This window comes from Allobosea sp. 01N443, assembly GCF_056399325.1.
In genome coordinates this window covers 15,170-27,145 of sequence record NZ_JBFTRC010000063.1, presented here as the reverse complement: position 1 = coordinate 27,145, position 11,976 = coordinate 15,170, and the positions used below count along the sequence as shown (strand labels likewise).

General features: G+C 66.3%; 13 protein-coding genes. 7 read left to right on the top strand and 6 right to left on the bottom strand.

Annotated features, from left to right (window positions below; all coding sequences use genetic code 11):
- From lepB to era, 3 genes are all read left to right on the top strand, one after another.
- Positions 1-461: signal peptidase I (gene lepB, locus AC1DRP_RS17120; RefSeq protein WP_476769054.1), on the top strand; the 461-nt coding region annotated here is incomplete at its 5' end.
- An 11-nt stretch (positions 462-472) separates the two neighbouring features.
- Positions 473-1,204 (top strand): ribonuclease III, encoded by a 732-nt coding sequence (rnc, locus tag AC1DRP_RS17115; RefSeq protein WP_441488721.1) that lies wholly within the window; start codon positions 473-475, stop codon positions 1,202-1,204.
- A complete protein-coding gene (gene era, locus AC1DRP_RS17110) occupies positions 1,197-2,108 on the top strand; it encodes a GTPase Era (protein WP_441504767.1) in 912 nt (303 codons plus the stop codon). Before rnc ends, era begins: the two co-directional genes overlap by 8 nt.
- Here the strand turns inward: era and AC1DRP_RS17105 are convergent.
- Positions 2,072-2,971, bottom strand: a complete 900-nt coding sequence (locus tag AC1DRP_RS17105; RefSeq protein WP_441504766.1) for a LysR family transcriptional regulator — start codon at positions 2,969-2,971, stop codon at positions 2,072-2,074. The two genes, era and AC1DRP_RS17105, sit on opposite strands and share 37 nt — an antisense overlap.
- Before the next feature lie 116 nt (positions 2,972-3,087).
- Here AC1DRP_RS17105 and AC1DRP_RS17100 point away from each other — a divergent pair, with 116 nt between their 5' ends.
- The 3 genes from AC1DRP_RS17100 to parC all read left to right on the top strand — a co-directional run bounded on the left by AC1DRP_RS17100 (position 3,088) and on the right by parC (position 6,669).
- Positions 3,088-3,468: a tautomerase family protein gene (locus tag AC1DRP_RS17100; protein ID WP_441504765.1), complete on the top strand. Its 381-nt coding sequence runs from the start codon at positions 3,088-3,090 to the stop codon at positions 3,466-3,468.
- 103 nt (positions 3,469-3,571) lie between these two features.
- Positions 3,572-4,300 (top strand): DNA repair protein RecO, encoded by a 729-nt coding sequence (recO, locus tag AC1DRP_RS17095; RefSeq protein ID WP_441488718.1) that lies wholly within the window; start codon positions 3,572-3,574, stop codon positions 4,298-4,300.
- 122 nt (positions 4,301-4,422) lie between these two features.
- Positions 4,423-6,669 carry a DNA topoisomerase IV subunit A gene (parC, locus tag AC1DRP_RS17090; protein ID WP_441504764.1) on the top strand — a complete coding sequence of 749 codons (2,247 nt, stop codon included), beginning with the start codon at positions 4,423-4,425 and terminating at the stop codon, positions 6,667-6,669.
- Positions 6,670-6,926: 257 nt separating this feature from the next.
- On the opposite strand, the gene AC1DRP_RS17085 is transcribed toward parC, so the two are convergent.
- From AC1DRP_RS17085 to AC1DRP_RS17065, 5 genes are all read right to left on the bottom strand, one after another.
- The gene (locus tag AC1DRP_RS17085; protein ID WP_441504763.1) at positions 6,927-7,532 is read right to left on the bottom strand and encodes an outer membrane protein; all 606 of its coding nucleotides are present in this window, start codon (positions 7,530-7,532) and stop codon (positions 6,927-6,929) included.
- A gap of 204 nt (positions 7,533-7,736) precedes the next feature.
- The gene (locus AC1DRP_RS17080) at positions 7,737-8,729 is read right to left on the bottom strand and encodes a DUF2336 domain-containing protein (protein ID WP_441488715.1); all 993 of its coding nucleotides are present in this window, start codon (positions 8,727-8,729) and stop codon (positions 7,737-7,739) included.
- A gap of 191 nt (positions 8,730-8,920) precedes the next feature.
- Positions 8,921-10,273, bottom strand: coding sequence for a PepSY-associated TM helix domain-containing protein (locus AC1DRP_RS17075; protein WP_441504762.1), 1,353 nt, complete (start codon positions 10,271-10,273; stop codon positions 8,921-8,923).
- A gap of 33 nt (positions 10,274-10,306) precedes the next feature.
- A complete protein-coding gene (locus AC1DRP_RS17070) occupies positions 10,307-10,690 on the bottom strand; it encodes a hypothetical protein (protein WP_441504761.1) in 384 nt (127 codons plus the stop codon).
- 70 nt (positions 10,691-10,760) lie between these two features.
- Positions 10,761-10,994, bottom strand: a complete 234-nt coding sequence (locus tag AC1DRP_RS17065) for a DUF2336 domain-containing protein (RefSeq protein ID WP_441504858.1) — start codon at positions 10,992-10,994, stop codon at positions 10,761-10,763.
- A gap of 406 nt (positions 10,995-11,400) precedes the next feature.
- Between AC1DRP_RS17065 and AC1DRP_RS17060 the strand changes: the two genes are divergently transcribed.
- Positions 11,401-11,811: a universal stress protein gene (locus tag AC1DRP_RS17060; protein ID WP_441504760.1), complete on the top strand. Its 411-nt coding sequence runs from the start codon at positions 11,401-11,403 to the stop codon at positions 11,809-11,811.
- The last annotated feature ends 165 nt before the right edge of the window (positions 11,812-11,976 follow it).

Genomic DNA, 11,976 nt, shown 5'->3' with positions numbered 1-11,976 from the left:
ACAATTCCACCGATTACATCAAGCGCGTCATCGGCCTGCCGGGCGACCGCATCCAGATGATCGACGGCATCCTCCACATCAACAACCAGCCGGTGAAGCGCGAGCGCATCGCCGACTTCGAAACCACCGACAACTGGGGCCGCAGCACCAAGGTCATCCAGTATCGCGAGACGCTGCCCGAGGGCGTCAGCCACAACATCATCGAGCGCGAGGGCGACACCGGCACCTTCGACAACACGCCGGTCTTCCGCGTGCCCGAAGGCCATTTCTTCATGATGGGCGACAACCGCGACAACTCGCTGGATTCGCGCGACCGGAGCGTCGGCTACGTGCCTTTCGAGAACTTCGTCGGCCGCGCCGAGATCATCTTCTTCTCCATCGACGACGGCGCCTCCGCCTGGCGTGTCTGGGAATGGCCCTGGACCGTGCGCTGGAACCGCCTGTTCAGTACGATCAAGTGACGAAGCCGCAAGTGACGAAGCCGGGGGACAGCGGGCGTAAGACGCCCGACCTCGCTCGGCTCGAGGCGAAGCTTGGCCATGTCTTCGCCAATCGCGCCCTGCTTGAAACCGCCCTGACCCATATGAGCGCCGAGAGCTCGCGGCTCGGCAGCTATCAGCGGCTCGAGTTCCTGGGCGATCGCGTCCTGGGATTGAGCGTCGCCGACATGCTCTTCGAGCGCTATCCGCAGGCCGAGGAGGGCGACATGTCGCGCCGCCTGGCCGATCTCGTGCGCAAGGAGACCTGCGCCGAAGTCGCGCTGGGCTGGGATCTCGGCAGCTACCTGAAGCTCGGCGACGGCGAGATCCTGGGCGGCGCCCGCAAGAACAAGGCGATCCTGGCCGATGCCTGCGAGTCGATCATCGGTGCGGTCTTCATCGATGGCGGTTATGCTGCAGCAAGAGGACTGGTCGAGCGCGCTTTTGGCGAGCGCCTGCTGAAGCCGGTGCGCCCGTTGCGCGATGCGAAGACCGCCTTGCAGGAATGGGCGCAGGGCAAGGGCTACCAGACGCCGACCTATACCGAGCGCGGCCGCTCGGGCCCGGACCATGCCCCGCTCTTCCGGGTTGCGGCCCGGATCGCGGGATTGATCGACGCCGAAGCCGAAGGGCGCTCCAAGCGCCTCGCCGAACAAGCTGCTGCCGAGGCGTTCCTGCGCCGCGAGGGGCTCTGGAACGAAACCATGGGAGATGACAATGGCTGAGGCCGACAAGCCCACACGCTGCGGCTTCGTTGCGCTGATCGGCGCGCCCAATGCCGGCAAGTCGACGCTGCTGAACAAGCTCGTCGGCGCCAAGATCTCGATCGTCTCGCGCAAGGTGCAGACGACGCGGACCCAGGTGCGCGGCATCGCGCTCGCCGGCGCGGCGCAGGTCATCTTCGTCGACACGCCCGGCATCTTCGCACCCAAGCGCCGGCTCGACCGCGCCATGGTGACGAGCGCCTGGGGCGGCGCGACCGATGCCGACCTGATCGGCGTGCTGATCGATGTCGAGCGCTTCGACAATGAGGAGAACACGAGGCTGCTCGAAAAGCTCGCCGAGCTGAAGCAGCCCAAGTTCCTGGTCCTCAACAAGATCGACACGATCGAGAAGGAGAAGCTGCTCGCCATCACGACGCAGCTGAACGAGCGAGGCAAGTTCGAGACCACCTTCATGGTCGCGGCGCTGACCGGCTATGGCGTCAAGGACATTCTCGACTGGCTCGAGACGCGCCTGCCGCTCGGCCCCTGGCTCTACCCGGAGGACCAGATCTCGGATGCGCCGCTGCGCTTCCTCGCCGCCGAGATCACGCGCGAGAAGATCTTCGAGCGCCTGCACGACGAATTGCCCTATCGCTCGACCGTCGAGACCGAACAATGGCAGCAGCGGCCCGATGGCTCGGTGCGCATCGAGCAGACGATCTATGTCGAGCGCGAGGGCCAGCGGAAGATCGTGCTTGGCGAGGGCGGCCAGACCATCAAGGCGATTGGGCAGAAGGCCCGCCTCGAGATCGCCGAGGCGGCCGAGGCCAAGGTCCATCTCTTCCTCTTCGTCAAGGTTCGCGAGAACTGGAGCGACGATCCGGAGCGCTATCGCGAGATGGGCCTGGAATTCCCCAAGGGCTGAGCCGACAAGGGCTGAGCCGGCCCGCGAAACGCCGCCGCCAGCTCCCTGACGAAGGCGTTGGCGCGCGGCGTCGCGACATTGCTGCGCAGCACGACCTCGGATGAGCCGAGCGCCGGCAGGCCCCAGTCCGCGCCGACATCGACGGCGCCGGCAGGCGCGATGCGTGCGGCGAGCGGCGTGACGCCGAGCCCGCCCTGCACGGCGGCCAGCACCGCGGCCATGCCTCCGCCGACAAAAGCCTCCCGCCAGCTGAGCCCGCCCTGGCCCAGCGCCTCGATGGCGTGACGCCTGAGCGCGCATTCCGTCATCAGGCTGACGAGCGGCAGCGGCTGCGATGGATCGCGCGTCAGYGTTGGCGCGGCGAACCAGCCAAAGGCGTCGCGGCGCAGCACCTCGCCCGTTCGCCCCTGTCCGATCCGCAGCATCACGGCGACATCGAGCTCGCCGCGTTCGAAGGCCGTCTCGAGCAGGCTCGAGCGTTCGATCCGCAGGCTGATCACCAGCGTCGGGTCATGGCCGAACAGACGCGCCAGCAAGGCCGGCGCATCGGCGCCGACCGCCTGCTCGCTGATCCCGACTGAGATGCGCTCCGGTGACTCGGTGAAGGCCGCACGCGCCCGTTCATGCGCGGCGAGCAGCTCGCGTGCCGCCGGTACGAAACGCTCGCCTTCGGCGGTGAGCCTGACGAGACGCGGGTGGCGCTGGAGCAGAGCCCGGCCGAGAACCTCCTCGAGCCGCTTGACCCGGGTGCTGACCAGCGACTGGGTCGTGCCCAGCGCCTCTGCGGCCCGCGTGAAGCTGCGCAGATCGGCCGCACAGAGAAAGGCGGCGACCGCATCGATATCGAGGGTGGCGACGATCATAAATCAAGAATCCATATGATTGATATCTACAATAATACACTACAACGATGGCTTGGAGAGCGCTAGCTTGCCCTGGACAGCGAGGCGAACGCCCTCGCGCGAACCGGAGATCCACCATGCCCCTGATCCGCATTTCCATGAGGCGCGGCCGTCCCGCCTCCGAGCCTGCCGCCATCGTCGACGGCGTCTATCGGGCGATGCGCGAGACCTTCGAGGTGCCGGAGGACGATCTGTTCGCGGTGATCCACCAGCACGATCCCGACGAGTTCATCTTCAACGCCCGCTATTTCGGCTTCGAGCGCACGGCCGGTCTCGTCATCATCCAGATCACCTGCAACAACAGCCGCGGCGTCACCCAGAAGAAGGCGCTGTTTGCCAAGATCGCCGAGAACCTGCGCCGGGAGCCCGGACTGAGGCCCGACGACGTCTTCATCAACCTGATCGAGACCGCGCGCGAGAACTGGTCCTTCGGCGGCGGCATCGCGCAGTATGTCTGAGGTTGGCTGCCTGCCAGTCCGGACCGGCGCCGCTGACGCGCGCTGTCGGGAGGGGAGGCCTGCGGAAATTGACCCGGCCGGGTGCGCCGCCTAACTCCTTGTCATGGAGTGGAGCGACGACGGCACCATCATCGGCGTCCGGCAGCACGGCGAGAATGCCGTGATCCTGGAGGTGCTGACGCGTCTGCATGGCCGCCATCTCGGGCTCGTGCGCGGAGGGCGCTCGGCCCGGGCGCAGCCGGTGCTGCAGCCCGGCAATGCGGTCTCGCTGACCTGGCGGGCTCGGCTCGACGAGCATCTCGGCGAATACAAGGTCGAGCTCATCACCTCGCATGCGGCGCGGCTGATGGCGGCGCCCGTCGCCCTCTATGGGCTGGGGGTGATCTCGGCCCTGCTGCGGCTGCTGCCGGAGCGTGATCCGCATCCGGCCCTGCATGAGGGGCTGGCGGTGCTGATCGAACATCTCGACGAGCTGACCCTGGCGCCGGCCCTTGTCGTGCGGTTCGAGGTCGCCATGCTGGCCGAACTCGGCTTCGGGCTGGATCTGACGCGCTGCGCCGTCACCGGCTCGCCCGATGACCTCACCCATGTCTCGCCGAAATCGGGCAAGGCGGTCAGCCGCAAGGTGGCCGAGCCCTATCAGGATCGTCTGCTGGCGCTGCCGCGCTTCCTCAGCGAAGGGCAGGGTGGGCGGCAACCCTCGGCCGCCGATATCGCGGCGGGCTTCGCCCTGACCGGCTTCTTCCTGCGCCGCCATCTGCTTGAGCCGCGCGGATTGCTCGAGTCGCCGGAGCGCGCGCGGCTGCTGGAGCTGGTCGCACGAATTCACTGATTTCTGGCGCGTTTGCGGGTATGACGCTTTGCGCGGCTTGCATCGGGCCGGCATCGTCATAGGAAGTGATTCGCGGCCGGCGTTTCCCGGCGGCTGCAACGTAGATCGAGGTTGAGTGACACATGGGAAAGCCGGTCGAGCCGCCACCGGAGGACGAGACCGAGCGCATCGATCTGAAATCGGCGCTCGAAGAGCGCTATCTCGCCTATGCGCTGTCCACCATCATGCACCGTGCCCTGCCGGATGCGCGTGACGGCCTGAAGCCCGTCCACCGCCGTATCCTGCATGCGATGCGGCTGCTGCGCCTCGACCCCGGCCAGGTGCACAAGAAATGCGCCCGCATCGTCGGCGACGTCATCGGTAAGTTCCACCCGCATGGCGACCAGTCGGTCTATGACGCGCTGGTGCGCCTCGCCCAGGATTTCGCCCAGCGTTACCCGCTCGTCGACGGCCAGGGCAACTTTGGCAATATCGACGGCGATAACGCCGCCGCCTACCGCTATACCGAAGCGCGCATGACCGAGGTCGCGCGCCTCCTGCTCGACGGGATCGAGGAGGACGCGGTCGATTTCCGCGAGACCTATAATGGCGAGGACGAGGAGCCGATCGTCCTGCCGGCGGCGTTCCCCAACCTGCTGGCCAATGGCTCGCAGGGCATCGCGGTCGGCATGGCGACCTCGATCCCGCCCCATAACGCCGCCGAACTCTGCGATGCCGCGCTCTATCTGATCCAGCATCCGGAGACCTCCTCCGAGCAGCTCATGACCTTCGTGCCGGGGCCGGATTTCCCGACCGGCGGCATCATCGTCGAGACCCGGGCCTCGATGGCCGAAACCTATCGCACCGGGCGCGGCGCCTTCCGCACCCGGGCGCGCTGGCATGTCGAGGACCAGGGCCGTGGCACCTGGCTCGCTGTCGTCACCGAGATTCCCTACATGGTCTCGAAGGGTCGGCTGATCGAGAAGATCGCCGAGCTGCTGAACGACCGGAAGCTGCCGCTCGTCGGGGATCTGCGCGACGAGTCGGCCGAGGACATCCGCGTCGTCATCGAGCCGCGCAGCCGCGCCGTCGACGCCAATCTGATGATGGAATCGCTGTTCAAGCTCACTGAGCTCGAATCGCGCATTTCGATGAACATGAACGTGCTGACCGGCGGGCTGGTGCCGCGGGTGCTCGGCCTCAACGAGGCCCTGCGCGCCTGGCTCGACCATCGCCGCGAGGTGCTGCTGCGCCGCTCGCGCTTCCGCCTCGGCCAGATCGAGAAGCGGCTCGAGATCCTGCGCGGCCTGCTGATCGTCTATCTCGACCTCGACCGTGTCATCAAGATCATCCGCGAGGAGGACGAGCCGAAGATCGAGCTGATGCGCTATTTCGAGCTCAGCGAGGTCCAGGCCAATGCGATCCTCGACACGCGCCTGCGCGCCCTGCGCAAGCTCGAGGAGATGCAGCTCAAGACCGAACTCGACGAGTTGACCACCGAGAAGGGCCAGATCGAGGGGCTGCTCGCCTCCGAGGCGACGCAGTGGAAGACCATCTCCTGGGACATCCGCGAGGTGAAGAAGCTCTTCGGCCCGGAAACCGCGATCGGCAAGCGCCGCACCGACTTCGCCGATATGCCGGAGACGACCGATATCGACCTGACCCAGGCCATGGTCGAGCGCGAGCCGATCACGGTCGTCGTCTCCAAGAAGGGCTGGATCAGGGCGTTGAAGGGCCATGTCCAGGACCTCTCGACGCTGTCCTTCAAGGGCGATGACGCGCTGCAGCTCGGCTTCCACACCGAGACCACGGCGAAGCTCCTGGTGCTGGCCTCGAACGGCAAGGTCTTCACGCTGGAGGCTTCCAAGCTGCCCGGCGGCCGCGGTTTCGGCGATCCCATCCGCCTGATGATCGAGCTGGAGGAGACGGCCGACATCGTCTCCGCCTTCCCCTACCGGCCGGGGCTGAAGCTCCTGATGGTGACGACGGATGGGCGCGGCTTCGTCGCCCCCAGCGATGATGTCGTGGCCAATACCCGCAAGGGCCGCCAGGTGCTCAACGTCACCGAACCGGTCAAGGCGCTGCTCGCCGTTCCGGCCGAGGGCGACCATGTCGCGATCATCGGCGAGAACCGCAAGCTGCTCTGCTTCCCGCTCTCCGAGGTCGCGGAGATGGGGCGTGGCAAGGGCGTGCGCCTGCAGCGCTACAAGGATGGCGGCGTCTCCGATGCCAAGACCTTCAAGCTGGCCGAGGGCCTGACCTGGCTCGACACCTCGAACCGGACCTGGACGGTCGGGGCGGCCGAACTGATCGAGTGGCTCGGCCACCGTGCGGAATCGGGCCGCCTGCCGCCCAAGGGCTTTCCGAAGAACAACAAGTTCGGCGGCTGAAGCTGTGCCTTGCCCGGGCTTGATGCCCGGGCATCTGCCCGTTTGGCTGCGGCGGCAAATGCAGACGAGGCCATGCAAAGGCGAGCGTTCGCCTGCGCTCTTGTCCGTGTTTCACGGCTGTAAAAAGTAACGTTTTATCAACCTGTTGACCAGGCGCCTTGAATCAACGCGGCAGGGCGTTGAATCAGTTTCTCAGGTCTGTGAATCAATCTCTCAGCCAGGCGGGCAGTCCCGGCCAGGGCGCCGGGAGGAGGGACCTATCTGATCGCCTGGCCGACCACGCCGACCTCGAGGCCGAGCGTCAGGTTGTTGGTCACCGCCCATTCGACTCCGGCACGGGCCTCCGGCCTGACCGCGATCTCGCTGCGGTTGAACGGCGAACTGAAGGGCGTCGCGCCATAGCGCCAGGTCTCGTTGCCGGCAGCGAGCCCGACCTTGGTGTAGAGCAGCACGTTCTCGGTTGCGAACACGCCGGCCTTGAGCTGGAAGGCGCCGACGACATCGCGCGTCCAAGCCGCCGTGTTGAAGCTCGGCGTGCCGTAGCCGCCGATCGCAGGGGCGTATTCGAGTGCGCCGATGACGCCGTAGAGGAAGTCGCCATCGCGCCACATCTTGCCGCCTTCGAGCCCGATCGTCGGGCCGGCCGACGTGCCCAGTCCCTTGGCGCTGGTCACCTGGAAGCCCGTGGAGATGCGGGCATAGGAGCCTTCCCACTTGACACCGCCGGGCGCCAGCGTCGGCTCCGACCAGGCGAAGGACGGCACGGCGGCAAAGCCCGTGAAGGGCAGATAGGCCTGCGCCTGCGAGGTCCCAGCGCTGAGCGCAAGCGCGCAGAGCGCGCCGGAAAGGATCGGTAGTCTCACGTCGAAGGCATCCTCTCGGCAAACCCCTATGCGTAAGCCTAGCAGAAGGTCGCGTGAATGTCGCGGATTTGTGGCGGAAGCGGCCCCCAGGCCGCCCGCCCCTGGATCGGCGGGCCGGATATCGTATCCCAACCGATGATCCAGCCTTCTATCTTTGCATCGGCTTTACCCCGAAAACCGCAATMCACTTTTCGGGCCGATGCTTCAGCCGATCTTCGTCTTCAGCTTGAGGAAACGCAGCGTCCGCTCGGCGGTGGCGATGTCGAGGCCGGCATAGTTCTTCAGGTCGCCCTCGGCATCGCGCGCGCCGAAGAGCAGCCGCCGCGAGCGCAGTTCCAGAACGGATTTGAAGGCCGCAATGCCGAGATTCAGCGAGCGGCAGGTCACGGCGATGCCGCTGACATCGCGCTGCAGCAGGACGCGAAGCGCCTGCTCGTTGGTGATGCCCGAGGCCTGCGCGATCACCTCGGCAAGGTGATAGGCCCGGTCCTCCTCGGCCAGCATGCTCACGATCTCGTCGAGCTCGCGCTTGCCTGCGCCGAGATCGGCGAGCAGGAGCTTCACCTCCAGCCGCTGCTGGCGTGCACGGCGGGCAAGCGTCGCGGCCTCGTCGGCGGGCTTGGACCACAGCCCGGAGCCGCCGCTGAGCCCCTCGACGATCTCCAGGACGCGGCTGGCCCGGTTCGGTGTCAGGTCGGAACGCCTGGCCAGCGCGCCACCGATCTCAGCATCCTTGCCGCCGCGTTCCAGCAGCGTGTCAAAACCCTTGTCGGAGAAATGCGCGCCTTCATTGGCGCTGACCGTGTGCAGCACAGTGCGGTCGCCGCGCTGGACGAGAATGTCGGTAACGCTTTCCGAGAGGCGGGCGCGTTCGGCAATCGCCGCGAGATGGTGCTGCGACTGGCTCACCGCGATTGCAGCGAGGTCGGTGTCGGTCAGCACCGGGGAGAGCTTCAGCACGAGGCGTGCGACCTCGGAATCGGCGTCGCCGGCAAGCGTGACCGCCACCTCATGCGGCAGGCTCGGCACCGCCGCGACATGGCCGGCATAGGCCTTGCGGGCCTCGTCCTCGAGATGCGGCAGCGAGCGCAGTGCGATCTCGCCGTAATGCGCCTTGGAGGGCTCGGTCGGATCCTGGTCGAGCAGAAAAAGGTCCGTGACGGCATTGAGCAGCTGCCGGCGTGCCTCCGAGGACATCTCGGAGGGCATCCGTGTCAAAGAACTCAGCATTGGCCCCCCAGATACGCGTCAGGCAAGTATCCGCAACCTGCGCCGGTTCGGTTTGATTTAGTCTTAAATCCGTCGCGGATTTTCGCGGGAAGCGAGGATTTTCTTCTGCGTGTTCAACGGGCCGGCACGCCGCGAATGCATGCCGGCCCGCGATGCCGCTATCGCGCGGTCCTCGGCCAGAGGCAGCGGTCGACCACCAGCATGACGATCAGCGATGCGCCGACGAGCGGAAAGACCAGCCCGCCGACCGCCAGGATGGCAAAGACACCGTAGAGCGTCCGGCGCTCGGGCGGGAGGGGCGGCACGCCGAGCGACCCGGCCGGACGTCGCTTCCACCACATCACCCCGGCCGAGACCGAAAGCAGGATGATCGCGAGGCAGACGGCCAGCATGAAGAGCTGGTTCGCCAGGCCGAATTCCTGACCCATATGGACGTTGATGCCCCATTCCAGCCATTTCCCGAGCGGGCCGTAATCCGCGAAGGACATGTCGAGCAGGGGCGCGCCGCTATACTGGTCGAGATGGATGACGCGCTGCTGCGACAGGTCGTTTGGGTAGACAGAACCGGTGAAGACGCCGTTGAGACCGGCCGGCAGGTTGATGGCGTAGCCGCGCGCCAGGCCGAGCGCGTCGAACCTCGCCACGGCCGTGTCGAGGCTGATCGGCGCTGCCGCCGTCGCGATCGATTCCGGCACGCGCGCCTGTTCCAGCGACCATGAGGTCGGCCCGGCATGGTGCAGATGCTCGTCCGACATGGGCAGGTTGACGCGGATGCCGGCCGGATAGCCGAAATTATGCCCGTTCGCCCAGCGATTGACCTGGTCGCCCCAGAGCACGGACCAGGGCATGCCGGTGATCGCCAGGAAGACGATGAAGACGCCGGCGAAGGCGCCGGTGACGGCATGCAGGTCGCGCCAGAAGACGCGCTTGCCGGCATCGCCACGCAGCGAGACCACGCCGCCCTTGCGCCCGCGCGGCCACCATAGATAGAGCCCGGTCCCGACCAGCAGGATCGACCAGCCGCCGGCGATCTCGATCACGCCATTCGCGACGGGCCCGAAATAGGCGAGGCTGTGGATCTGCCGCACGACCCACATCACCGTGCCCTTGTCGGGGATCTCTCCAAGCACACGCCCGTCATAGGGGTCGACATGCACGACCTTGCGCGCACCAGTGGCATCCCGGACGGTGACTTCCGCGGCCGATGACGCTGTTGCCGCGGGCACGAATTTCACGGCCTTGCCGGGAAAGGCTGCAAGCGCGTTGGCGACCAGTGTTGTCGCAGGGGCCGGGGCGGTCGATCGGGTCTCCACCCGCTTGAGATCGCGATGAACCAGCCCGTCGATCTCGGTCCGGAAGAGATAGAGCCCGCCGGTGACCGCGAGCAGGATGAGGAAGGGCAGCGTCAACAGCCCGGCATAGAAATGCCAGCGCCAGACGGCGCGGTAGAGGGAGGCGGCGCGTGTATCCGCGCGCGCAGGCGCTGCCTGCGTCGATGAAACGATGGTCATGAGAGTGTCCTGTCCTGAAGGGGAAGTCTGGTTTCAGGCCAGGGCAGGCGGGGCGCGCGCTCCAAGCGGGTAGAGGCTGCGGCCGCTCGCGACGCGCGGTGCGGGCGGACAGGTGAAGCCTCTCGCGACACTGATGCTGCGGCGGAGCGGCAGCGCCGCGGCAGCGACAGGAGGGGCGCCGCTGCTACCTGCAAGGCAACCGAGCGCGCAGCAGGTCTTGGATTGCTCCGGGCTCGCCGGTTCCGTCGGTTCGGACGATCCGCCGGGAGCACAAAGGACATGTCGCGGAAAGGGCGAGGGAGCGGCCGAGAACCCCGCGCCGATCGACATCAGGACCGCGTTGAGGATCAGCGCATAGGCGCAGAGCACGGCAACGATGCCGCGCCCCCATCTCGCCCCTGTCGCCGTCGCGCCCATGCCTGCAGCGCTACGGCGCGGCAGGCCGGCGGTCAATAACCCAAGGGAATGAAGCGCCTGCGCCCCGTGGTCACGCCGCCGGCAGGCAGGCGGGGCCGAGCGGTTCGAAGCGTTTGGCGGAGCAATGCGCGCCTTCATGGGCGCTGTTCGTGTGCAGCACCGTGCGGTCGCCGCGCTGGACGAGAATGTCGGTGACGCTTTCCGAGAGACGGGCGTGCTCGGCAATCGCCGCGAGATGATGATGCGACGGGCTCACCGCGATCGCAGCGAGGTCGGTATCGGTCAGCCCCGGGGGAGCTTCAATCCGAGGCCCGCGACCTCGGAATCGGCATCGCCGGCAAGCGTGACCGCGACCTCATGCAGCAGGCTCGGCACTGCGGCGGCATGGCCGGCATAGGCCTTGCGCGCCCCGTCCTCGAGATGCGGCAGCGAACGCAGCGCGATCTCGCCTAATGCGCCTTCAAGGGCTCAAGTCTTAGGTCCGTCGCGGATTTTTCCGGATAACGAAGAATTTTCTTCGGTGCGACCGACGGTGCGGCATGCTGCGGATGCATGCCGGCCCGGGACCCCGCTATCCAGCGGCCGTTGGCCAGAGACAGCTGTCGACGATCAGTATGCGCGCTGGCTCGCTCAATGGTTCAGTCGGGAAGCGCTTGCCTACCGATCAATGTCATCCAGTATGCCGGCGCAATCCCTGCCGGAGAGGGCAAATGTACAAACACATTCTGATCGCTACAGACGACTCCGAACTTGCTCGCAAGGGTCTTGAACATGGCTTGGCGCTCGCCAAACCGCTCGGGGCTAAAGTCACGGTCCTGACCGTTTCAGAACCTCTGCGGCCGGAGATCTCGCACGCAGCCCGCCTGCAGATTGATGCGTTCATGAAGGAACGCATAGCCTCCATTGAGCAAAGCGCTTCCGAACAGGGCGTCACGGTAACTCTGGAACACGAGGCCGATGTTTCTCAAGCTGCGGCAATCGTGCGATTGGCCAAGCTCAACGGCTGTGATCTCGTCGTGATGTCTACTCATGCCCGGCGTGGCGTGCAGAGGGTCGTGCTTGGGAGCCAGACGTTGGAGGTGCTGGCAAGTACGACTATCCCTGTTCTGGTGATCCGGTAGTCGATCCTCCCTGACGTTGCCCCGTTTTCGGCGGTTTTGGAGCTCTTTCGGGGTCGATGTGTAACAGTATACGCTAAGAAACATACACTATATCAGCGGTTTAAACCCTTTCGGCAGCTTAGGCAGTGCCATGGTGCCCCATCGGGCACGAACCGCCCACGCTCC